The following is a 23461-nucleotide window of genomic DNA, read 5'->3' as shown; positions in this document are numbered from 1 at the left end:
ATCTGTGTCGGGTCAGTCCTCCATTGCTCAAATTTGGGCAAGCCTGCTGCCCAATGGACCCTCACGGATAACTAAACCCCTTAACCAACGTCAACTCCCCCACCGCCCGCATCGGCACCAAGAAAGCCTCCATCTTCTCGTTCGGCGTCCCTTCTTCGGTAATCACCGTCACCTGCGCAGTCGTCAGCGCTTGCACTGCGTCTTCCTGCCCTTCTTCATCATTCCTATACCCGCCACCAAAATAATTCACGTACACCAAATACTGGCCTTTGAGCGGTGCCGGCATGGCGAAGATTTCCGGGCCGTAGCCGGTGGTGACGTCGACGTCCAGTGCGGCGCCGTTGGGGGCGGCGCGTTCGCCGTACCAGATGTGTGCGCCGTCCGGGGTGATCAGGTGCAGGTCGAGGTCGGTGCCGTCGCTGTCCCATGCCAGCAACACGCGCAATTTGGCTGGAGTGGCGCCGCCGCTGGTGTTGAGGAATTGGGTGCGATGGCGCTGCTGGCCGTCAGGGCTGCGGACTTCGACGCTGTTGCTGCCGTTCGGAAAGGAGAACGGGCGATCAAAACCGCCAGCCGCATCGATCTTCAGCGGCATGCTCACGCCGTTGACGATTAATCGGCCCGGCTCGCTGGATTTCGGCGTGGCGTTGATTTGGCCGGTGATGCGCGCGGTGTTGGCTTGGCCGACCGGGGTGTTCACCGAGGAGGCCGGGTAATTGACCGGCTGACGAAAGTTTTCACCTTCGCCTTCAGCGGCGCCGGTGCGCCAGCCGCCGACCGGGGTGTCGAGGGTGACGGCGGCGGCGAGGGTCGTCGGCAGTACGGCGAAAGTACAGAGGAACAGGAGGACCTGTGGATAACGGAGTTTCATGGCCTATTCCAGCAAGAGGTGGCGGGCGAGCCCTTCGATGTAGTTTTCATCCTGGCCGTTGGGGTGTGCTTCGAAGGCCAGGTGCAGGTATTCGTGGGTCAGGTCGAGGCGGTCTTGCAGCGACAGCACGCCGCGCACGTAAATGCGCTGGCGTTCGCGGTCGACATAGGGGCGGCCGAAGGCGAGGCGGCAAACGGCAAAACTGCTGATTTCGTTGTAGCCGACCTCGCCCTCCAACCGCGCACGCCAGCCACGCCGCTGTTTCTGCAGCCAGTCTTGCGCGGCGGGCAATGCTTCGCAGGAGGCCACGGGATTGTCCCAGCGGCTGAGGCTGGCGCGCGGGTAGGCGTGCAGCAGGATGGCGTCGTATCGTTGACCGGCGTTGGCTTGTTCGACGGCTTGCTGCCAAGACAGTTTGTCCGGGCCGGGCTGGTCGGAGTGATAGGTGACCGTGCTGCCGGCCAGGACCAGGTCGCTGGTCCATGCGGCGATGTTGCGCGATTGCGTGGTCGCCGGGCGTGGCGCAACGCGTTGGCGGCTGCTGCTGTCGTCGATGCTCAGGCAGTCGCCGTTGCGCGTGGCGTTTTGCAGCAAGTAAGTGCGGATCGCGATGGCCAGCGCTTTGGCAGCCTCTGCGGGCTCGGACTTGGCCTCGCGCTGCAGCACACGGGCGACGTATTCCTCGCGATCCAAGCGGGCGACAAGTTTGTCACCGAGCAAAAACAGCTCGCCATCGCTGTGAATATCCAGCTGATTGCCGTTGGCGAATTCAACTCGATAGTCGCCCTGCAACGGCCCGCCAGACACCACCCGATCACCCGCCAACACCCGGCCAATCGGATAGCGGGAAAACAACCCGACTTCCACACAGCGCCCGGCATCCAGCGGCCAAGCGACCGGCAGCACCGCCGCCAGTGCTTCGCCGTAATGGCGCAGGACCATTTGACTGGTGCCGCGACCACCGGCCCAGATCGGTGTGCCATCCGCCAGCCACCCGGCAAAACCACCTTGGCGCGACGCCGGGTCCTGATCGCCCAGCCAGCTCCAGGTTTTCACCCGCAAGCGGCCGCCGAGTTCACCGACGACATTGCCGTCCGCCGCGCTCAACACCACGTCCAGCAACACGCGCCGCGCTTGATCCTGCGCCGGCATCAGCGCCAGCACTTTCAACAATTCAGCCACGGAAACCCGTGTCGCCGGTTGCAACGACGGCAAGCTGAGCAACCACTCCGGCGCCTGGCGCGACTGCCAATACGTGCGCCAATCCGCAGCATTAATGCCCAACCGCGCGGGCTCAAAATACAACCCACAGGATTTGACCAACGCCTGATCGCGCGAAATCTTGCCGCCAGCCGTGCAGCAATAAACTTCTTCCTTCGACTGGCCGCGACATGCATAAGCGGGTTCATCAGCGCCGGTATCGACCAGCCACGCGTAGACAAACAGCTTCCACAGACTGCCCAACGGCGTTTGCAGATCCGCTGGCAGCGGTTCGCGCGAGATCAATTGCGTGCGGTTCAGCGATAGCAATTCACCGTTGAAGCCCAGTCGCAAGGGTTCGTCCTGCGCTGTCGCCAGCGCAGGGAGCAAACACAGCAGCCACCAGACCAGCCGCCGGGTCATGTCAGTTGACCGTGACCTGGCCGAGCGCCGGTTTCTGTTCCTGGGCCTGATGCTGTGGCGCGTAGACCTGGGTGAAACGCACTGGTGGCAGGTTGAACTGGCCTTTTTGCGAGAAGCGCACCAAGTGCCGCACGCGCAATTCGCCGCTCAGCGCGTCCACCGGAATCGCATACGCCAACTGGCCCGGCTCGAAGCGCGCCTTCTCCAGCGCCGTCGGTTCGGTGCCGGCCTTGCCCGACAGTTTGATGCCCCACGTGGTGCGCTCGACATCGGCGCCCGGTGGCAGCGGCACTTCGATCATGCCGTAGCGCAGCGGTTTCGCGGCTTTGCTGGTGATGATCACTTCGTCGAGGTACAGGCTGTCGCTGGACAACGGCTTAGTGCCGACCGCTTCAAGTTTGAATTCGAACTCTTCGTCACCCGGCACCAGACGCGACAGGCGTCGGGTGATGGTCACGGCCATCGGATCAACCGGCGGTTGCTGACTCTGGAAGCTCAACGCCGCGCGCAATGGACGTTCCTGCGTCCCGGCCAGCGACAACACGGTTGGCACCGGCGTAGCGCCCTGCCATGTCCAATACATCTCGCCGGTCGCGCCGTAGTTTTTCTTCCAGCCGTCACCGGGTGCCAGAGCAATGGTCGGCGACGCCTGCTCGATGCTGCGTTGCAACCAGCTCAGGGCCAAGGCGCGTTCGAGGGTCGATTGCTGCGGCAACAGACGCTGCAACAACTGCTGCGCTTGCGCTTGATCGAACGGTTGCAGCGACAGGTTGAGGGCCTCGGCGAACGGCTGCGAACTCACGGCCAGACGCTGTTGCGCATCAGCGACTTGACGGCTGAAAGCCTCAGGCATCGTCACTTTCGACTGCTTCGCCAACGAAGCGGTCAACGCCCGCGCCGCTGCCAGGCCAAGCGCTGAATCCGGATCGCTCATCACCAGGCTGTCTTGACCATCGTCCATCAGGGTGGCGCCGTTGCCGTCGCCAGCCTTCGCCAAATCATCCATCAAGCCGCTGAGCAGCGTGTTCACCGGCAATTGCATTTGTTTGGCGAACGACAGGATCAGCGCCCGTTGCAGCAACGGCGTGTTCGGCGCTTGCTTGGCGTACACCTCCAACACCCGCTGCCAATGCTCCGGCGGCAGGCTCAGTTCCAGGGCTCTGCTGGCGTACCAGTCGGCGTAATAGGCGTAAGCGGTGAGGAACGCGTCCGGCTCGCCGTCCTGGCCCCACCAAGTGAAACTCGCCGATGGCCCGGCCATTTGCACCAGGCGCAGACGGCTGTTTTGCATGATCAGGCGCAAGCGATCGCGAATCTGCGGGTTGCTCGACAACGCCGGATAAGCGATGCCCAGCGGCAACAAACGACTGGCCGTCTGTTCGACGCCGCCATACGGATAGCTGAGCAAATCATCCAGCGCCGAGCGGAACAGCGCTTGCGGACTGTCATCCAGACGCAGGCGAATGTCGGTAGCGTCGGCCGGCAAGGTCAGCGGCGTATCACCGCTGGCCACGTCCAGACTTTGGCTCTGCGTCACCTGCCAGCCTTCACCGGTGGCGGTCAGGCGCACGGCCAGCGCATCTGCGGTTTTGCCGTCCTGCAGCAGCTCTGCGGACCAGTCGCCGGAAGCCAGCGCAAACGCCGGCAGCGCGATGTAATTGATGCCGTTGTTGAGGTTTACCGGCACCCGTTGTTCGGTGCCGGCGTAATGAATCACCAGCTCGGCTTTGACCGGCTTTTCCGCCTGACTGAAGGCGAATACACCCAGTGCCGGTTTGTCGCCATTGCGGAATTTGCTCGGGCCGCTCCACTTCAGGTACAGCGGTTTTTCCGAACGGACGAATTGCTTTTTCTGCCCGACCTGGCCGTCATCGGCGATGGCGCGGGCGGTGATGCGCCAGCGGGTCAGCGAGTCCGGCATCTTGAAAGTGAAACGGGTTTTGCCGTTGGCATCGGTGATCAATTCCGGCTGCCATGCGGCGGTGTCGACGTCTTCACGACGCGGCCGCTCCAGCACTTTCACCCCGCGCTCGCTGCGATTGGCTTTGCCCGGCGCGCCGGGGCTGCCCGGCAACGCGACGTCGTAACTGATGAACGACAGGCTGGCGCTGGTGCGCACGTTATTGCGGCGCGGGTGGTAGAAGAATTGGTCGATGGTCGGCGCGACTTCCGGTTGCAGCGCGTAAACCATTTCGTCGACGACGCTGACCGTCAGGTGCGCCGGAATCGGCTTGCCGGCGAACTGCGTTGTCAGGTCAACCGAAACGGTATCGCCCGGCTGATAAGCCTCTTTATCGGTGGCGATCGCCACGTCGATTTGCGGCGCAATCACCTTGATGCCGGCGTTCTGGAAGCTGTATTGACCGCCCTTGGTGTACAGGACCGAGAACGTCAGGTTCGGCGCAAAATTGTCCTTCACCGCAATGCGGGCGCGGTATTGGGTTTCGCTGAGTTTTTCCATTTTCAGCCAGTCGCCGCCCTTGGACAGCAGCGCCGTGGCCTCGACTTTGTCGCGCTCCAGCGACAACAGCGCGTCGCTGATCGGCTCGGGAAAAGTGATCAAGGCGAGGGCTTCGTCGCCAGCCTTGTACTCGGCTTTGTCGAAGACAATTTCGACGGTGCCCGGCACGGCTTTGACGCCGTCGCCGGTGACCGAATGCCCGGTCGCGCCGATCACGCGGCCGTGTTCATCCTTCAACGTCAGGTTGTAGGTGCCCGGCCGCTCGAACGCGAGGCTGAAGCCTTTGTCCTTGGCCGCGAGTTTGCCTTCGCCAGTGCTCTGGTCTTCCAGACGCACCCAGCTGTAGCTGCTCGGCGTGACCGCTTTGGTTTGCTCGCTGCCGCCCTCGTTGGCGTATTTGAACGCAACCTTGTCGCCCACCGCGCTGAACCGTTGCGGCGCGCGCAGGCTGAAGTTGGCGGCGCCGCGGTCGATGAGGATTTCCTTGGTGGTCTTGACCCGATACGCCGCGCCATCGCTGGCGAACACGCTGAGCATGTAGCGGCTCGGTTTGTCGGTGGCCGGCAGGTCGAGGGTCGCGTTACCCTTGGCGTCGGTGGTCAGTTCGGTGCTGGTCAGCTCGATCGGGAATTGCCCGAGGTATTGCAGCTCGTTATCGACCATCGACAGTTGCTGGGCGCGCAGGCTCAGGGTCAATTTGGCCCCGACCACCGGTTTGCCGTCCGGGTACAGCAGCACCAGATTGCCCTTCACCGGTTCGCCGGTGCGGTAATCCTGTTTGGCCAGGTTCAGCGAAATCTCGAAGTGCGGCTTGATGTATTCAGCCACGCGGAAGGCACTGCTGTAGGCCTGATCCTTGTAGCTGAAACGCAGTTCATAACCGCCCGCCACCGCGTTGTCCGGCAACTGGAAACGCCCTTGCGTGCCGGATTTGGAATCAAGTTTCAGCGCCAGCGTTTGCAGGGCTGTGCCGGTGGCATCAAGCACGGTCACGTTGACGTCGGCAGCGCTCGGCGCCACCGAATCGCGGGCGTTCTTGAACTCGCGACCGACGATTTTCAGCGACACCCAGTCGCCCGGCCGGTACAGCGGCCGGTCGGTGAAGGCGTAGAGTTTGGTGTCGTAGATTTCGCTGTCGTAATAGAAGTTTTCCGAGACGAACACCCCGCCCTCTTCGTCTTCACCGATCACGAACGAACGCTCCGGGCTGACGTGTTTGAGACGCAGCAAACCATCGGCGTCAGTCGCGCCGCTGCTCATCACACCGAGGCCGTCGGTCCACAGCACATTGACCTTCGGCACCGAACTGCCTTCGTGTTTGCGCGCGGCCCAGACCAGCAGTTCATCGCCGGCAATTTTGCTCACGGCGACGGTGTTGGACACGAAGACCATGGTGGTCGCGCGGTACTTGCCGATCAGCGCTTCGACCAGGTACAGGCCCGGCTTCAGATGACCCAACGGAATGTAGACGTTGCCCGGCGAGACGCTGACGAATTCGCTGGAAGAACCGTCCAGATTGACCCCGGTCGGCGGCTGGATCGGTTTGGCCTCCCACAGCGGATAACGGAATTGGCTGACCACCGGCAGGCCCGGGATCAGCGCGAATTGCGGCTGAGCGTCGTAGGGCGTTGGCGCGGCAATCGCGTTGCCCATCTTCAGTTCGGGCACTTCCTCGGTGACTTGTTTACGCGACTCGTAAGAAAACGCCCGTTGCATCACGCGACGAGACTTGCGGTACCAGTTGTCCCACAGGTACGCGAGGGTGTTCGACAGCCCTTCACCCTTGAACTGGCCGTCGCTGACCACGCGATGCAGGTTCTTCTGGCGCTTGAGGAAATCCAGCGGTTTGTCGATGCGATACACGCGAATGTCGGCGCCGCCGTAAGGCTCCATGCGGAAGCGGCGATAATCGCGGCCCGGCGCTTCGAGGCGCACCATCGCTTGTTCGTCGGCGGCGAAACTGCTGTCCGCCAACAGGAAAAAGCTTTCACCGGAGACCGGCGTGTAGCCGCTCGGCTCGACGGTGTCTTCGGCATTCACCGCCGAAAACGGCAGCGCTAAAACCAACAGCAGAGGCAGTAAACGCAACATGCGGGCACCGATCATTGGGAGAGAAAGTTCAGTCGATAGACGCCGATGAAGTTGGGGTTGGCTGCGTCGGGTATCCATCGGGTGTCCTTCCATGTCATGAGTTGCTGCAGGCTCGCGGATCGCATGCCGTTGTCAGTGGGGGTGGTGGTGCCGGTGTGATAGGCGATGAAGCGGCCCATCCAGATCATCAGGTGCTGGTCGTCGCCCTGATCGAAAAACATCAGGTCGCCGGGCCGGGCCTGGGCCACGTCGCGGCCCACCAGATGGCTGTTGAACTGAATCAGTTTGATCGCGTTGACGTAGGGCCCGACCTTGCCGCCGCCCTGCTGCCATTGCTGGGCGAGGCTGCGTTGCGCGTCGCTCAGTTGCAGCTCCGGCGGCAGGTAGCGATTGGACAGACCATTGCTGCGCAGCCATTTGTCGTCATGCACTTTCAGCGCTTCGTTGGCGGCAAACCGCACCAGCCCCGCGCAATCCTGCTGGAACCAGCGCGGGCTCGGGCCTTGGGTCAATTGCTCTTGGGCAATGCGCACAAACCAGGCGCGGAACACCTGCGATTGCTGCACATCCAGCGGCGGCGCCTCAGTGGCAAACGCGCGACTGCCGAGCAACATCGCCAGCAGCCCGAGGCCTCGGATAAGGGTGGTCACAGGGCTTTCCACTCCAGCGGCAACCATTGCCAATGGCCGTCCGGCTCGCTGCCTTCGGGCAGGGTCAGCGCGTACTTGCCGTAACCGCCGAGCTTGCGCAGTTTCGGCATCAGGTAAGTTTGCGCGGCGTTGTAGAACACCGGCTCCATGTCCTGCGGCAGGCTGTCGAGGGTTTCCTGTTGCATCAGTTGCGCCATCGAATCCGGGCCGAAATACACCGGCATCAGCAGGTCTTTCGGCACCACGTCGGCCATCGGCGGGAAGCGTTTGTCGAGCGTGCCGAGGGCCTTGTCGACCAGTTTGTCGTCGAGGGAAAACAGCAGCGTCGAGCCGTGACGAGCGAGGCTGACTTTCATGAAAGCCTTGCCGGTGATCGCGTCCGGGTTCTCGGCGTCCTTGGCTTTATACGGGCCGAAATTGGAGCTGACCTGACGCAGCCACTGGCGCGTTTCACCTTGCTGTTTCTCGACCACCGGGAACGCGTGTTCCTCGACGTTGCCTTCGTAGGCGCCGACCATCGAGCCGAACAGCTTGCCCAAGTCGCCATCGAGTTTGGCGCTGTCGCTGTCGTTGAGGCTGGCCACCAGCAACGGCGTGTATAGCCGCGAATCGGCGTACCAGCACAGGCCCGCGGCGCCGGCCATGTGTTCGGTCAGGGCTTGCGCTACTTGTTCTTCGGCGCCGAGTTTTATCAGCAGCGGTTTCTGTTGTTCGGCGGCGAGCGGCAAGGCTACGCAGGCGCTGGCGCCCATCGGCATGGCTTGCCAGATCGGTTTGAAATCGAAGTCCGGCTGGTTCTCCAATTCGTCCATCGCCAAAAAGCTGTGCCAGCCTTTGTCGTCCATGTCGAAACGCAGACCGGCGAAGTTCGGGATGAAGCGCTGATAACCCATGGCCAATACGCTGGAATTCACCGACAAACGTTGTTTCACTTCCGGCGCACGCGGCGGCAGACCGAAGGCTTCGGGGAACAGTTTGTCGCCGTTGAGCAGCGCGGCGATGGACTTGGTGGACACCGCGCCCGACTCTTCAGAAACACCACTTTCGGCGTCATAGAGTTTGGCCGGGTTCGACAGCACCACCAATTTGTCGCCATGCGAAGCGAACAGCAGCGCTCGCCTGGCGTTGTAGGTCAGTTGATAAAGCGCCACGTCATCGGCGCCGACTTTCACCGTGCCGACCTGGGTCAGTTGCGTGTCATCCAGCGCAACTTTGGCCAGCGGCTCCAGCACTTTCGCCAGACCACCGCGATCCATCACCAGCAAAAAGTCTTTCAGGCGACCATCCGCCCCACGCCACAGCGCTACGTCTGCCGGTTGATCGAAGAGTTGCTCGATCAGGCTGTCCTGCAGCTTCAGGTCATGTTCGTAAATGATCCGCCGCAAGCTGCCGATCAAACCGAGGCGATCGGCGTGCGCTTCGTAATAGAAGACGAAATCTTCGGTGAGGGTTTCCTTGAGGAACGGCACCGCCAGCAGGTCTTTGGGCAACTGGCTCAGGGAATGGGTTTCGAGCAGGCCGTCCGGGCGGCTCATGCCCAGTTTGTCACTGGCCAGTTCCACCGGCGGCGCTTTGGGTTTTTGCATGAACCAGCCCAACCCCGCCGCCACCCCGGCGACCAGGCACAGCCCGATCAGCACGGCTGGCCAGCGCCGGGAAGGTTTGCCGGCAGGCGTTTCGGCGGCCGGGGCAACTGCTGGTGAAGTAGTGTTATCGCTCATGTTCACGCTCATGTTCCCAAAGCTCAGCAATTCATCCGTGGAGCGGGATGCTTAATAGTTGAAAGTCTTGACCAGCAACAGATCACCGATGGCCCGCAGGGGCACGATGAATGTTTCGCGTTTTTCGTCGACGGTGTTTTCGTTGAGCACCAGGTTGATCTGCGAGGTAATCACCTCGTTCTGGTTGCTGGTCTCGTCAAAGTTATAGCCGCCGTTGCCGAAGTTGCCCCAATAGTTCACGTAAACCAGATAGGTGCCATGCATCGGCGCGGTCATGGTGAACATTTCCGGGCCGGGGCCATCGACGCCATCGGGGTCGAGGCCGCCGCCATTGCTCATCGCCGGGCGCGCCCAGAACGCGTGCTGACCGTCGGGCGTGACGATGTGCAAGTCGAGTTCAGCTTTCGGATCGTCCCAACCCAGCACCACGCGAATCCGCGCCGGGGTGCGCAGATTGTTGGCTTCGTAGAATTGAACGCGTTTCAGCGATTTGCCTTCGGCGCTGCGCACTTCGACGCTGTTGGAACCGGCGCCGAACGCATACGGCCGGGCGAAACGGCCGGCGTCGTCGGTGTAGAGATTCAAGGGATTGCCGTTGACCGCCAGGGTGTGCGGCCCGCGCTGGGTGCCGATGGCCTTGAGCTGGCCTTCGATCATCGTGCGGTTACGCTGCACGCCGCGATCGATCGGCGGCGTCGGGTAGGCCACCCGCGGGTTTTCACTGCGATCGAGCAAGCCGTTGAAACGCCAGCCGCCGACCGGCTCCGACAGCTCGGCCGTCGGCTCGGCCCAAGCCGCGCTGGCCCAGACCGTGATCATCAGCAGTGAAAGAAAACCACGCATGCAACGCCTCCTGCCATGCACAACGAAACCCTGCGCCCGATCCTCGGCGCGTCACAGATACCAAAACTGTGTTTCGTCAAAATGACCCGTGACTATCGGGTCGTAGAAGCCGCGAAGATTAGCCATTCGGCAGTTTTTTAACAATCGGATACATCGCTATTTGCGGCAGGAATCACGGCAACTGACGGGCGTGAGCCGAATAGCTGGGTTATTCGGCTCACTAGATGAGCCGAATAGGACTATTATTCGGCTCATCACCCCTTCGAGCCCGCGCATTCATGGCACCTCACTGGATCTGGCAACAACCTGACTGGCCGACTTTCAACTGGCAGGCCGACCGCTTGGCGCCGTTGCTGCGCGAGTGCGTGCAGGCGCAAGGTCAATTGATTGGCATGGCCAGTTCTGTCGACGCCTCGCTGAATGCGCAAAACGAGCTGGATGCGTTGTTACAGAACATCGTCACGTCATCGGCGATCGAGGGTGAGCAACTGAACGTCGGTTCGGTGCGCTCTTCGCTCGCGCGGCGCCTGGGTTTGCAATTGACTGAAGGCGATCACGTCAGCCAACGCAGTGAAGGGTTGGCGCAATTGCTGCTGGATGCCACGCAGCATTTTGCGCAGCCGCTGACGGTGCCGCGATTGCTGGAATGGCATCAATGGCTGTTTCCCGATCAAGGCACAGACTTCGCCGCCCGTGCGATCCGCGTCGGCGCATTGCGCGGCGATGAGCCGATGCAGGTGGTTTCCGGTCGACTCGACCGGCCAACGGTGCACTTCGAGGCGCCGCCGCGCGCAGGGCTTGAGCAGCAACTGGAGACATTTCTTGTCTGGTTTGACAGCACTCGCCATCAGCCTGACCTCGACCCATTGCTGCGGGCCGGCATTGCGCACTTCTGGTTCGTCACGCTGCACCCGTTCGACGACGGTAACGGGCGGCTGACACGGACCATTACCGACTTCGCACTGGCGCAGGGCGAGGCGCAAGCGATTCGTTTTTATGCAATGTCGGCGAGCATTCTTGAGGATCGTTCGGGCTATTACCGGGTGCTGGAAAACAGCCAGAAAGGCACATCGGATATCACCCAATGGCTGGAGTGGTTTCTGCAAACTCTGCTGCGCAGTTTGCAGCAAGCGATGGCGCGGATTGAGTCGGTGCTGGGCAAGGCGCGTTTCTGGCAGGCACATCGCGCGTCTGCGCTGTCGGTGGAGCAGACCAAAGTACTGAATCGCTTGCTGGATGGCGGCGAACGCGGTTTCGAGAACGGTATCAGCGCGGCGCAGTATCAGGCAGTGGCCAAGGTCTCGAAGGCGACGGCGACACGTCATCTGAGTGAATTGCTGGAGAAGGGCTGCCTCAAACGCCTTCCTGGCGGTGGACGCAGTACTCGCTACCAAATCCGCTATCCCGATGCCTCCACCGAATAATCAGGATTAAACCTGACCCTGTGGCGAGGGGGCTTGCCCCCGTTCGGCTGCAAAGCAGTCGCCAGCTAAATGCGATACGTCTGACAAAACGCGGCGCCTGGTTTTAGGGCCGCTTTGCGACCCAACGGGGGCAAGCCCCCTCGCCACAATGATAGCGTTCACTCCCCATGATTTCGTGGCAGAACACCCCGCTCATTTGCCCATAACCCCCATGTCTGCTAGTGTCGCGCCGGTTTAACGTCAACCGGAAATAGCCGCCCATGGCCCGCAAAAAAGCTGCACTGGATTTCGAACAATCCCTCGCTGACCTGCAAACGCTGGTCGAGCGGCTGGAGAATGGCGAGTTGTCGCTGGAAGATTCGCTGACGGCTTTCGAGCAAGGCATCGGTCTGACCCGCGATTGCCAGGCAGCGCTGGCTCAGGCCGAGCAAAAAGTCCAGGTGCTGCTCGAGCGTGATGGCGAGCTGGCCGAGGAACCCTTCGAAGCGGATCAGCCAGAATGATCGCAGCGTATTCGGCGACCAGCCAGGCTCGCGTCAACGCAGCGCTGGAAACCCTGTTCAACCCGCCGAGCGCTGAACTCGCGCGCCTCTATGAAGCCATGCGTTACAGCGTGATGAATGGCGGCAAACGCGTGCGTCCGCTGCTGGCATACGCCGCATGCGAAGCGCTTGGCGGCAAGGCTGAACAGGCGAACGGCGCGGCGTGTGCGGTGGAGTTGATCCACGCGTATTCGCTGGTGCACGACGACTTGCCGGCGATGGACGACGACGATTTGCGTCGCGGCCAGCCGACTACGCACAAGAAATTCGATGAAGCCTGCGCCATTCTCGCCGGTGACGGTTTGCAGAGCCTGGCGTTCAGCGCCCTGCTCGACCCGCGCCTGAGCGCCCCGGATGCGCAAACTTCGCTGCAAATGGTCGGCGCTCTCGCGGTGGCTGCAGGCCCGGCGGGCATGGTCGGCGGGCAAGCCATCGACCTCGGTTCGGTCGGCTTGAAGCTCGATCAGAAAGCCCTCGAATACATGCACCGGCACAAGACCGGCGCGCTGATCGAGGTCAGCGTCAAGCTTGGCGCGCTGGCCAGTGGCCGCGCCGAGAAGGACGAACTGAAGTCGTTGCAGACTTACGCACAGGCGATCGGCCTGGCGTTTCAGGTGCAGGACGACATTCTCGACGTCGAAAGCGATACCGAAACCCTCGGCAAACGCCAGGGCGCCGATATTGCCCGGGACAAGCCGACTTACCCGGCGTTGCTCGGTCTCGATGCGGCCAAGGCTTATGCCCTGGAACTGCGCGATCAGGCCCTGCATGCGCTGCGACCGTTTGACGCGGCCGCCGAGCCTTTGCGCGATCTGGCCCGTTACATTGTCGAGCGCCGCAGCTGACAGCGCATCCGCCAAAAAAACGCAACGCGTGGGCAGGGGCCGATGCATCAGGTAAACTGCCGCCTCTTCTATACCTATAACGATTCGCCTGATGCCCACGACGTTTCATGAGATTCCCCGCACGCGCCCGACCACGCCCTTGCTCGACCGCGCGAATACGCCGGACGGCCTGCGCCGGTTAGGCGAAGCCGAGCTGGAAACCCTGGCCGATGAATTGCGCCTGGAATTGCTCTACACGGTCGGCCAGACCGGTGGGCATTTCGGCGCCGGCCTGGGCGTCATCGAGCTGACCATCGCGCTGCATTACGTCTTCGACACCCCGGACGACCGGCTGGTGTGGGACGTTGGTCATCAGGCGTATCCGCACAAAATCCTCACTGGCCGTCGCGAGCGCATGGCCACGCTGCGCCAGAAGGACGGCGTTGCAGCCTTCCCGCGGCGCTCCGAGAGCGAGTACGACACCTTTGGCGTCGGCCACTCCAGCACCTCGATCAGCGCTGCGCTGGGCATGGCCATCGCCGCCCGCCTGCAAAACAGTGATCGCAAAGCCATCGCCGTGATCGGCGACGGCGCGTTGACCGCCGGCATGGCGTTCGAAGCGCTGAACCACGCGCCGGAAGTGAACGCCAACATGTTGGTGATCCTCAACGACAACGACATGTCGATTTCGCGCAACGTCGGTGGCCTGTCGAATTATCTTGCAAAGATTCTCTCCAGCCGCACTTACGCGAGCATGCGTGAGGGCAGCAAAAAGGTCCTGTCGCGCCTGCCCGGCGCCTGGGAAATTGCCCGGCGTACCGAAGAATACGCCAAGGGCATGCTGGTCCCCGGCACGCTGTTCGAAGAGCTTGGCTGGAACTACATCGGCCCGATCGACGGCCACGACCTGCCGACGCTGATCGCCACGTTGCGCAACATGCGCGACCTCAAAGGCCCGCAATTCCTGCACATCGTCACCAAGAAAGGCAAAGGCTTCGCCCCGGCGGAAGTCGACCCGATCGGTTATCACGCGATCACCAAACTGGAACCCGTGGACGCCCCGGCCGCCGCGCCGAAAAAGGCCAGCGGGCCGAAGTATTCCGGTGTGTTCGGCGAATGGCTGTGCGACATGGCCGAAGCCGATCCGCGCCTGGTCGGGGTTACTCCGGCAATGAAGGAAGGCTCGGACCTGGTGGCGTTCAGCGAGCGCTTCCCGCTGCGCTATTTCGACGTGGCGATTGCCGAGCAGCACGCAGTGACGTTCGCTGCCGGCATGGCCTGCGAAGGCGCGAAACCGGTGGTGGCGATTTATTCGACGTTCCTCCAGCGCGGCTATGACCAATTGGTGCACGACGTGGCGGTGCAAAACCTCGACGTCTTGTTCGCCATCGACCGCGCAGGTTTAGTGGGCGAAGACGGCCCGACGCACGCCGGCAGTTTTGACCTGTCGTACCTGCGCTGCATCCCCGGCATGCTGGTGATGACCCCGAGCGATGAAAACGAATTACGCAAAATGCTCACCACCGGCCACCTGTACAACGGCCCGGCGGCGGTACGCTACCCGCGCGGCAACGGCCCGAATGCAGTGATCGAAAAAGACCTGCAACCGATTGAAATCGGCAAAGGTGTAGTGCGCCGCCAAGGCAAAAACGTCGCCCTGCTGGTGTTCGGCGTGCAATTGACCGAAGCGCTGAGAGTCGCGGAGACGCTGGATGCGACCGTGGTCGACATGCGTTTCGTCAAACCGCTGGACGAAGCACTGGTCCGCGAAATCGCCGGCAGTCACACGTTGCTGGTGACCCTCGAAGAGAACGCGATCATGGGCGGCGCCGGTGGCGCAGTCAGCGAGTTTCTGGCGCGGGAAAACATCCTCAAGTCGATGCTGCACCTCGGCTTGCCGGACACCTACGTCGAACATGCCAAACCTGCGCAAATGCTCGCCGAGTGCGGGTTGGATGAAGCCGGGATCGAAGCGTCGGTGCGTGAGCGTTTACAACTGCTTGCCAAGTAATTCCCCCGCCCCTGTAGGAGCGAGGCTTGCCCGCGAAGGCGTTTTAACAGGCAACGCAAATGTTGGATGTTAGGGCCTCTTCGCGGGCAAGCCTCGCTCCTACAAGTACCGTGTTTGCTACGGATATCTATGAAACTCTCTCCTCTCGCCCTGACGCTGACACTCTTGCCGGCCGGCCAACTCCTGGCCGACACCTTCGAGCGTGATCAGGCGCTGAAGCTGCCCGACGTGTTGATCAGCGCCAACCGCCAGGTCGAAGCGCGCAACGACAGCAGCGCGGCCAACACCGTGTTCACCCGCGACGACATTGATCGCCTGCAACCGAGCAGCGTCACCGACCTGTTGCGCCGCGTGCCGGGCGTGCAAGTCGGGCAAACCGGGGGTCGCGGCAGTTTGCCGGGGATTTACATTCGCGGGACCAAATCGGCGCAGAGCCTGGTGTTGGTTGACGGCCAGCGCATCGGCAACTCGACGTCCGGCGACAGCAACCTGCAACACATCAACATCGAACAGGTCGAGCGCGTGGAAGTATTACGCGGCTCGCGCTCGGTGATTTATGGCAGCGATGCGATTGGCGGGGTAGTCCAGATCTTCACCCGACGCGGCGCCGAACCGGGCTTGCAGCCGCGCCTGCACGTCGGTTTCGGCAGCAATCAAACGTGGGAACGCAGCCTCGGCGTGTCCGGCGGCGACGACAAAACCCGCTTCAACCTCGGCACCAGCCTCGATGAAACAGCCGGGATCGACCGCACGACCAAATCGTATCCAAGCGACGGCGATCACGATGAATACCGCAACAAATCGGTCAGCCTGAGCCTCAGTCATGCGCTGACCGACAACGTCGAAATCGGCGCCAACCTGCTGGATAACCGCGGCAGAAGCGAATTCGACAACCCGTTCGGGCGCTTCGACCTGAACACCTTCGAATCGCTGCAGCAGCAGCCGTACAGCGATTTCAACGTCAGCAGCCTCAGCAGTTACGTCGATGCGCGCATCAATGACGTGTGGAAAACCCGCCTCGAATTCGGTCACAGCGAAAACCGCGAAAAAACTTTCGACAAACTCAGCGATGAGCGCAGCGTGTTCAACACCTACCGCGACTCGGTGAACTGGCAGAACGACCTGACGCTCGACGCGCGTAACAGTTTGATCGTCGGCGGCGACTGGTACGAAGACCGGGTCAACAGCAGCACGCCGTTCGACGAGGACAGCCGCTGGAACCGCGCCGCGTTTGTCCAGCATCGCTACAAGGCCGACAGCTTCTCCACGGAGCTGGGTTTGCGCCGCGACCAGAACCAGCAGTTCGGCGGCCAGAACAGTTGGAGCGGCACCTTCACCCTGCCGCTGAACCCGAACAACGACGTGCTGCTGACCTACAGCGAAGGCTTCCGCGCGCCGACCTTCAATGACTTGTATTACCCGGATTTCAGCAACCCGGACCTCAAGCCCGAGCGTTCGAAAAGCTACGAATTGCAGTGGCGCAGTCAGTTGAGCGAGAGCAGCCGACTGGAAGCCTCGCTGTACCGCACCGACCTTGAAGACGCGATTATCTTCGGCGGCAACGGCCCGCAGAACGTCGCTTCAGCGCGGATCAACGGTTTCGAAGCGGCGCTCAAACAGGAATTGTTCGGCTGGCAGAGCAACCTCGGCGTGGCGATCATCGACCCGCGTGATCGCGACAGCGGCCACACCCTGGCCCGGCGTGCGCGGCGCACATTGAGCCTGGATCTGGATCGACAATTTGATCGACTGGGTCTGGGCGCCAGTTGGCAAGCAGTCAGCAGCAGTTACGACGACGAGAACAACGGGCAAGCCTTGGGCGGTTACGCGCTGCTCGGTTTGCGCAGCAGTTGGGCGCTGAACCGCGAAGTGAAGCTTGAGCTGAAGGTCGACAACTTGCTCGACAAGGGTTACAGCCGCGCGTTGTACAGCTATGGCAGCAGCCAATACGGCTATCGCGAAGAAGGTCGGGCCTGGATGTTCGGGGTGACCTGGACGCCTGAGCTGTAAAGTCCGGCGCGATCAATTGTGGCGAGGGGGCTTGCCCCCGTTGGGCTGCGCAGCAGCCCCAATGCAGCCACCGCGTTTTGGCAGGCCGACCGCGGTGACTGGAATGCGGTCGCTGCGCAACCGAACGGGGGCAAGCCCCCTCGCCACAGGGTTTTCTAACGCTCTGGCGCGATGATCTGGCAGAGCTTCGCGGTCGCTTCGATCATCTGCCCGCTCGGCCGCTCCAGGCCTTTGTCGGTCACCAACAACAATTGTCCGCGAGCCACTGCCGTCACTTGCGGCCAGGCTTTCCACGCATCCAACTGCGCCTGATCACTGGCCAGAATCACTTCGGGGTTGCGCTGCAACACCGCCTCGACGCTGATTTGCGGCGCCGGCAACGTCAGGTCGGCAAACACATTGCGCGCCCCGCATACCTGCAATGCGTCGCTGATGATTTGCCCGCCACCGACGGTGTACAGCGGCCGATCCCAGACTTGATAGAACACCTGCAACGGCGTGTCCCGACGATAGCGCTGGCGCAGGTTATGCAGTTTCTGCCGCAGCTGCGCCGCCAACACCACGCCCCGCTGAGGTCGTCCCAGCTGATCGGCGATCGCAGCAATTTGTGTGGTGAGTTGTTCGAGGTTGTGCGGTTCGGCGACGTAAGTGGGAATGTTCAAGCGCTTGAGTTGCTCACGCTGCGCCGGGCCGACGCTGCCAGGCCAGAGCAACAGCAAATCGGGTTTGAGGCTGAGCAGCCGCTCCATGTCCAACTGGCCATAGCGGCCAACCGACGGCAGGTCTTTGATCGCGGCAGGACGCTCGCCGGCATCCAGCACCCCGACCAGCAAGTCAGCTGAATCCAGCTCGACGACGATTTCCGTCAGGGACGGCGCGAGGCTGACGACCCGCGCAACCACGCGCTCCACCGCAAACACCGAACCGCTGACGGCCAACAGCAAAACCGCCAGCCAGACGCGAAGCATCAGCCGAGTTGACGCGGGATACGGTAGAGGTAAAACAGCACGGCGGTGGACAGCGCCAGCAACATCAGCGGCACCGCTTCGAGGCCGACGAACACTGCCAATGCACCAATCCACGCCGGCAGGCTGGCGGCCAGAAACGCGGTACGACGCTTGGCCGCGAGGGCGATCCAGGCGGCCGGCTCTTCAGGTGTGTCGAGGGCTTTTTGCGTGGCGATCAGCGCGTGTTTGTAGCCGCCGAAAAACTTCAGGCTGACAAACATCGAGGCCACGCCAGCAATGAACAACGGCATCGCCAGCACCGGCAGAATCGCCTCGGTCTGGCCAAACACGCCGTTGATCACGAACAACGGCACCAACGCCAGCGCCAGGTATTGCCACCAGTTAAAGGACAGTCGCCGCCGCACCTGACCGCGCGTCACGCCCGGTCTACCTCGCCCTGATGCTCGTTGCCCATCATGTGGTCGAGCTTTTTGGCCTTGGTCGCCAGATACAGTTTGTTATGCGGGTTATGCCCGGTGTGCAGCGGCACGCGCTCGGCGACGACGATGCCCATGTCGGTCATGGCTTTGACCTTGCGCGGGTTGTTGGTCATCAATCGCAGGGATTTCACGCCCAGATGCTCAAGCATCGGCAGGCACATGGCGTAATCGCGCTGATCGGCGGCGAAGCCCAGACGCTCGTTGGCTTCAACGGTGTCGGCGCCGCCATCCTGCAATTCATACGCGCGGATCTTGTTCAGCAGGCCAATGCCGCGACCTTCCTGACGCAAGTACAGCAACACGCCACGACCTTCTCGGGCGATGGCTTGCAGCGCCGCTTCAAGTTGCGAGCCGCAGTCGCAACGCTGGCTGAACAAGGCATCGCCGGTCAGGCATTCGGAGTGCAACCGACCGAGTACCGGGGCACCGTCGGCGAACTCACCCAGGCTCAGCACGACGTGCTCGCGCCCGTTCTCTTCATCGAGAAAGCCGTGCATGGTGAATTGCGCAAAAGGCGTTGGCAGCTTCGAAGCGGCGACAAAAACGACAGGCACCGTTGTGCTCCTGATCAATAAGTACTGGAGATTCGCAGAGGCGGCATTGTAACAGCAGGTTCCAACGGACGCTTAGGCTGAATTATGGGGCATAACAATCAAAAAGTTTGATCAACCAGACAACTCATAGTCCCTGTAGGAGTGAGCCTGCTCGCGATAGCGTTGGCACATTCGACATAAGTGTGACTGACCCACCGCCATCGCGAGCAGGCTCACTCCTACAAGATTTGGTGTCGGCAGGGTGATCGGCGTCAATCCGGGTCAAACGGGTACGGCTGTTTCCACTTGGCGAAGATCGGCTTCAGCTCGCCGCTTTTCACCAGCAGGGCCATGCGCTGGTCGAACAACGCCATCAACGTGCGGGCCTTGGGGTTGTCGGCGAAGCACAGGTACAGCGGCAATTCAGCGATGTGCGTGCGGCGAAATTGCGCAGGATCTCTGGCGCGGGCGAGCAAGTAATCGATTTCGGTCAGGGCATCAATGTAATAGTCGGCGCGGTTGTGGGTCAGCATCGAGAGGATTCCAGTGCGCCGCACCACTTCATTGAAGCGTTTCACGTTGGGCAGGTAATCCTGATATTTGTAGCCCCGCACCCAAGCCAGCCGATAGCTGCCGAGAGTGTCCAGGGTCGGTGGCGGGTTGCTCGCCAGGCCCAGGGCGTAGATGTGATCGGTGTCGAAGCTCCAATGCGGGTACAGCAGGTCGCTGGTTTCATCGCGATAAGCGCCGACACACGCGTCCACTTCGCCACGCTGGGCCAGGCCAAGGGCGCGGGTGTAGGGCTCGGTGCGAATATCCAGTTTGACCCCGGCCGGCTCGAACACGGCGCGCAGTACGTCCCAACCGAGACCGTGGCCGTCAGCAGCGGTGTATTCTTCCCAGTCTTCGCTGGCCAGATGAATCACCGACGGCATTGGCGCGGCATCCCCCGCTTGAGCGAGCGAGCAGCACAGCGCGAAACTGAGCAATAACCAGCGCATCAAGCAGCGCATCAACCAGCGTCGAGCCATCCCCAGTCCCCTGTTTCACTCAGGCGAAAATTCGCAGAAGCTCCTGCATCCCCGGCCGGCAATCTCTGCAACACCGCAGAAAGGGTAGCGCAACTAACCGACCCCAGTTGCCGCCAGCCTTGGGCAAGGCAGCGGAACCGCAGCCGAACGTGATGAATTGCCAGGATTTACGCCAAACCGCAGCGGCGCCAGCATCTGCCGAAGTGTGTTGGCGCGGAGCGCTCACCGGGTTTCGCGGAAATGTTGATAGCCCCGGGTTTGCGGCGTGATGTCCTGTCCATCGGCGTCCAGCAACACCACGCCCTGCCCGCTTACAACGTGGCCGACCACATGGACCGGCCAGCCATCGGCCAGCAGTTGCGCCAATTCGACGGGTGGCAAAGTAAACGCTAGAACGTAATCATCGCCACCGCTGAGGGCCGCGTCCTGCGCGCCGGTTTGCCCGAGAAACGCCACCAGCGCCTCGGACAGCGGCAAGCGGTTCAGCTCGATCCGCAGGCCAACCTTCGACGCCAGCGCGATGTGCCCGCAATCGGCGAGCAGCCCATCAGAGATATCCAGCGCCGACGTGGCTTTGCCGCGCAATGCCTGACCGAGGGCCAGTTGCGGTTGGGGCGACCAGTAATGGCGCAGCAATGGATCGGCGATCGCATCGGCGGCGCTGCGCTGGCCAAGCACCAGCGGCAAGGCGCCAGCGGCATTGCCCAACTCGCCGCCGACACACAGCAAATCGCCGGGCTGCGCGCCGCTGCGGGTCAGCGCCAGCGCGGCGGGCACGCGGCCGAATACGGTCAGGGTCAGGCTCAATGGGCCACGGGTGGTGTCGCCGCCGACCAACGCCACGCCACAGCTCTGCGCCATGACGTTCAAGCCACGGGCGAAAGCGTCCAGCCACTCGGCGGTCACCGTCGGCAAGGTCAGGGCAAGGGTAAAGGCAACGGGGGTGGCGCCCATGGCGGCCAGGTCGCTGACCGCTACAGCCAGCGAGCGCTGACCGAGCAAAAACGGGTCGCAGGGATCTGCGAAATGCACGCCGGCAACCAGCGTGTCGGTGGAAATGGCCAGCTGTTCCCCGAGAGGAACAGCGAGCAAGGCGCAATCGTCGCCGATCCCCAGTGCAACGCCCTCGCCGCCCTGCGCACAAGGCGCGGCGGCGAAGAAATGGCGGATCAGCTCAAACTCGCCCATCGCAGTTTCAAGCGCTGGTTAGCGCTTGAACGCCTTCACTTCAGCTTCACGCAGACGCGGGGCGAGCTTGTCGAGGACACCGTTGACGAACTTGTGGCCATCGGTGGAACCGAAGACTTTCGCCAGCTCGATACCTTCGTTGATCACAACGCGGTACGGCACGTCGACGCGCTCCAGCAGTTCCCAGGTCGACAGACGCAGGACGGCCAGTTCAACCGGGTCCAGCTCTTCGATGGTGATGTCCAGGCATGGCGCCAGCGCAGCATCGATCTTGTCAACGCCTGCCGGGACCCCGTGAAGGATTTCGCGGAAGTAGGCGCTGTCGACATCGCTGAAATCGTTATCGACCCGGAACTGCGCTTCGATCTCGTTCAGCGATTGCTTGGCCATGTGCCATTGGTACAGCGCCTGAGTCGCGAGCTGACGGGCTTCGCGACGCTTGACGCTTTTCGATGGCTTGCCGGCATCCGCAGGCTTCGGATCGCGCGGGTTGAACTGATCGCTGTCGTCGCTAATCACTTGGCCTCCAACTGTGCCAGCAGGCTGACCATTTCCAGAGCGGACAGGGCAGCTTCGGCACCTTTGTTACCGGCCTTGGTGCCGGAACGTTCGATGGCTTGCTCGATGGAATCAACGGTCAGCACGCCGAAAGCGACTGGAACGCCGAACTCCATGGACACCTGGGCCAGGCCCTTGGTGCATTCGCCGGCCACGTATTCGAAGTGCGGAGTACCGCCACGAATGACCGCGCCCAGGGCGATGATTGCCGCGTATTCGCCTTTCTGGGCTACTTTTTGCGCAACCAGCGGGATTTCGAAGGCGCCAGGCGCGCGGATGATGGTGATGTCGCTTTCGCTCACGCCGTGGCGAACCAGGGCATCAACTGCACCGCTGACCAGACTTTCAACAACGAAGCTGTTGAAACGGCCCACTACCAAAGCGTAGCGGCCTTTAGGGGCGATGAAGGTACCTTCGATGGTCTTCAGGGTCATTCGTTAGATCTCTTAAAGAGCCGGGACGCGTTTTCTACGCATCCCTCAGTGATGTGTTAACCGCGAATCAAGGACTGGAAACAACCGGTCATTATTCGGAGGGCACGTATTCTACAACTTCCAGATCGAAACCGGATATCGCATTAAATTTCATTGGCGCACTCATCAGGCGCATTTTGCGCACACCGAGGTCGCGCAGGATCTGCGAACCGGCACCGACGATGCTGTAGGTGGTCGGTTTTTTCGGCGGCGCCTGCTCGGCGGTTTCGCGGATATGCGCCAGCAAAACGTCGCCATCGAGCGGGTGACCGAGCAACAGCACCACGCCGCTGCCGGCGTCGGCGACCGCGGTCATGGCGGCGCGCAGGCTCCAGCGGCCGGGCTGCTTGACCATCAGCAAGTCGCGCAGCGGGTCCATGTTGTGCACGCGCACCAGCGTCGGTTCGTCGGCGCACACGGTGCCCAGGGTCAGCGCCATGTGCACGTCGCCTTCCACCGAATCACGATAGGTCACCAGGTTGAATTGGCCCAGTTCGCTGTCCAGCGGCTGCTCGGCAATCCGCTGAACGGTACGTTCGTGGATCATCCGGTAGTGGATCAGGTCGGCGATGGTGCCGATCTTGATGTTGTGTTCGGCGGCGAAGGTTTCCAGTTCGGCGCGACGCGACATGGTGCCGTCGTCGTTCATCACTTCGCAGATCACCCCGCTCGGCTCGAAACCGGCCATGCGCGCCAAGTCGCAAGCAGCTTCGGTGTGGCCGGCGCGAGCGAGGGTGCCGCCCGGTTGTGCCATCAGCGGGAAGATGTGGCCGGGGCTGACGATGTCCTCAGCCTTGGCGTCCTTGGCGGCAGCAGCCTGCACGGTGCGCGCGCGGTCGGCGGCGGAGATGCCGGTGGTCACGCCGGTGCTGGCTTCGATCGAAACGGTGAACTTGGTGCCGAACCCGGAACCGTTGCGCGGCGCCATCAGCGGCAGCTTCAACAGTTCGCAGCGTTCGCGGCTCATCGGCATGCAAATCAGGCCACGGGCGTGCTTGGCCATGAAGTTGATGTGTTCAGGCTGGCAGCACTCGGCGGCCATGATCAGGTCGCCTTCGTTCTCGCGGTCTTCGTCATCCATGAGGATGACCATCTTGCCTTGGCGGATGTCTTCGACCAGTTCTTCGATGCTATTGAGCGCCACAAGGCACCCCCTTTTT

The 23461-nt window shown here is 62.0% G+C and carries 19 protein-coding genes; 5 read left to right on the top strand and 14 right to left on the bottom strand.

Annotated elements, in window-relative coordinates; translation table 11 throughout:
- Nucleotides 1-61: 61 nt before the first annotated feature.
- From BLU01_RS16460 to BLU01_RS16435, 6 genes are read right to left on the bottom strand one after another with little or no spacing between them, the layout of a single operon-like run.
- Nucleotides 62-871 carry a YfaP family protein gene (locus BLU01_RS16460; RefSeq protein WP_092277549.1) on the bottom strand — a complete coding sequence of 270 codons (810 nt, stop codon included), beginning with the start codon at nucleotides 869-871 and terminating at the stop codon, nucleotides 62-64.
- 3 nt (nucleotides 872-874) lie between these two features.
- The gene (locus BLU01_RS16455) at nucleotides 875-2494 is read right to left on the bottom strand and encodes a DUF2300 domain-containing protein (protein WP_092277546.1); all 1620 of its coding nucleotides are present in this window, start codon (nucleotides 2492-2494) and stop codon (nucleotides 875-877) included.
- A gap of 1 nt (nucleotide 2495) precedes the next feature.
- Nucleotides 2496-7061 (bottom strand): alpha-2-macroglobulin family protein, encoded by a 4566-nt coding sequence (locus BLU01_RS16450; RefSeq protein ID WP_092277542.1) that lies wholly within the window; start codon nucleotides 7059-7061, stop codon nucleotides 2496-2498.
- Entirely contained in the window at nucleotides 7058-7723 is a 666-nt protein-coding gene (locus tag BLU01_RS16445) for a DUF1175 domain-containing protein (RefSeq protein WP_371918742.1), read from the bottom strand. Before BLU01_RS16445 ends, BLU01_RS16450 begins: the two co-directional genes overlap by 4 nt.
- Complete coding sequence (locus tag BLU01_RS16440) at nucleotides 7693-9417, bottom strand: DUF2138 domain-containing protein (RefSeq protein ID WP_092277536.1); 1725 nt, start codon at nucleotides 9415-9417, stop codon at nucleotides 7693-7695. Before BLU01_RS16440 ends, BLU01_RS16445 begins: the two co-directional genes overlap by 31 nt.
- Before the next feature lie 51 nt (nucleotides 9418-9468).
- Entirely contained in the window at nucleotides 9469-10260 is a 792-nt protein-coding gene (locus BLU01_RS16435; RefSeq protein ID WP_092277533.1) for a YfaP family protein, read from the bottom strand.
- A 278-nt stretch (nucleotides 10261-10538) separates the two neighbouring features.
- On the opposite strand from BLU01_RS16435, the gene BLU01_RS16430 reads away from it, so the two are divergent.
- The 5 genes from BLU01_RS16430 to BLU01_RS16410 all read left to right on the top strand — a co-directional run bounded on the left by BLU01_RS16430 (nucleotide 10539) and on the right by BLU01_RS16410 (nucleotide 17071).
- Nucleotides 10539-11684, top strand: coding sequence for a Fic family protein (locus tag BLU01_RS16430; protein WP_092277530.1), 1146 nt, complete (start codon nucleotides 10539-10541; stop codon nucleotides 11682-11684).
- A 260-nt stretch (nucleotides 11685-11944) separates the two neighbouring features.
- The gene (locus BLU01_RS16425; RefSeq protein ID WP_056743654.1) at nucleotides 11945-12187 is read left to right on the top strand and encodes an exodeoxyribonuclease VII small subunit; all 243 of its coding nucleotides are present in this window, start codon (nucleotides 11945-11947) and stop codon (nucleotides 12185-12187) included.
- A complete protein-coding gene (locus BLU01_RS16420; protein WP_092277527.1) occupies nucleotides 12184-13071 on the top strand; it encodes a polyprenyl synthetase family protein in 888 nt (295 codons plus the stop codon). The genes BLU01_RS16425 and BLU01_RS16420 overlap by 4 nt, the downstream gene beginning before the upstream one ends.
- A 91-nt stretch (nucleotides 13072-13162) precedes the next feature.
- Complete coding sequence (gene dxs / locus BLU01_RS16415; RefSeq protein ID WP_092277524.1) at nucleotides 13163-15061, top strand: 1-deoxy-D-xylulose-5-phosphate synthase; 1899 nt, start codon at nucleotides 13163-13165, stop codon at nucleotides 15059-15061.
- A gap of 129 nt (nucleotides 15062-15190) precedes the next feature.
- A complete protein-coding gene (locus BLU01_RS16410; protein WP_092277521.1) occupies nucleotides 15191-17071 on the top strand; it encodes a TonB-dependent receptor domain-containing protein in 1881 nt (626 codons plus the stop codon).
- A 155-nt stretch (nucleotides 17072-17226) separates the two neighbouring features.
- On the opposite strand, the gene BLU01_RS16405 is transcribed toward BLU01_RS16410, so the two are convergent.
- The 8 genes from BLU01_RS16405 to ribBA form a co-directional block, all read right to left on the bottom strand.
- Nucleotides 17227-18039, bottom strand: coding sequence for a cobalamin-binding protein (locus BLU01_RS16405; RefSeq protein WP_092277518.1), 813 nt, complete (start codon nucleotides 18037-18039; stop codon nucleotides 17227-17229).
- Nucleotides 18039-18458, bottom strand: coding sequence for an MFS transporter (locus BLU01_RS16400; RefSeq protein ID WP_092277515.1), 420 nt, complete (start codon nucleotides 18456-18458; stop codon nucleotides 18039-18041). The genes BLU01_RS16405 and BLU01_RS16400 overlap by 1 nt, the downstream gene beginning before the upstream one ends.
- Entirely contained in the window at nucleotides 18455-19072 is a 618-nt protein-coding gene (gene ribA, locus BLU01_RS16395; protein WP_092277512.1) for a GTP cyclohydrolase II, read from the bottom strand. Before ribA ends, BLU01_RS16400 begins: the two co-directional genes overlap by 4 nt.
- Before the next feature lie 251 nt (nucleotides 19073-19323).
- Complete coding sequence (locus tag BLU01_RS16390) at nucleotides 19324-20082, bottom strand: substrate-binding periplasmic protein (RefSeq protein WP_092277509.1); 759 nt, start codon at nucleotides 20080-20082, stop codon at nucleotides 19324-19326.
- A gap of 222 nt (nucleotides 20083-20304) precedes the next feature.
- Nucleotides 20305-21270 carry a thiamine-phosphate kinase gene (thiL, locus tag BLU01_RS16385; protein ID WP_092277506.1) on the bottom strand — a complete coding sequence of 322 codons (966 nt, stop codon included), beginning with the start codon at nucleotides 21268-21270 and terminating at the stop codon, nucleotides 20305-20307.
- An 18-nt stretch (nucleotides 21271-21288) separates the two neighbouring features.
- Nucleotides 21289-21789 carry a transcription antitermination factor NusB gene (gene nusB / locus BLU01_RS16380; protein ID WP_092277503.1) on the bottom strand — a complete coding sequence of 167 codons (501 nt, stop codon included), beginning with the start codon at nucleotides 21787-21789 and terminating at the stop codon, nucleotides 21289-21291.
- The gene (gene ribH, locus BLU01_RS16375; RefSeq protein WP_003185938.1) at nucleotides 21786-22262 is read right to left on the bottom strand and encodes a 6,7-dimethyl-8-ribityllumazine synthase; all 477 of its coding nucleotides are present in this window, start codon (nucleotides 22260-22262) and stop codon (nucleotides 21786-21788) included. Before ribH ends, nusB begins: the two co-directional genes overlap by 4 nt.
- Nucleotides 22263-22353: 91 nt before the next feature.
- Nucleotides 22354-23445: a bifunctional 3,4-dihydroxy-2-butanone-4-phosphate synthase/GTP cyclohydrolase II gene (gene ribBA / locus BLU01_RS16370; RefSeq protein WP_092277500.1), complete on the bottom strand. Its 1092-nt coding sequence runs from the start codon at nucleotides 23443-23445 to the stop codon at nucleotides 22354-22356.
- Between the last annotated feature and the right edge of the window lie 16 nt (nucleotides 23446-23461).

This window comes from Pseudomonas prosekii (assembly GCF_900105155.1).
GTDB classification, from domain to species: domain Bacteria; phylum Pseudomonadota; class Gammaproteobacteria; order Pseudomonadales; family Pseudomonadaceae; genus Aquipseudomonas; species Aquipseudomonas prosekii.
This window is presented reverse-complemented; position numbering and strand designations above follow the sequence as displayed.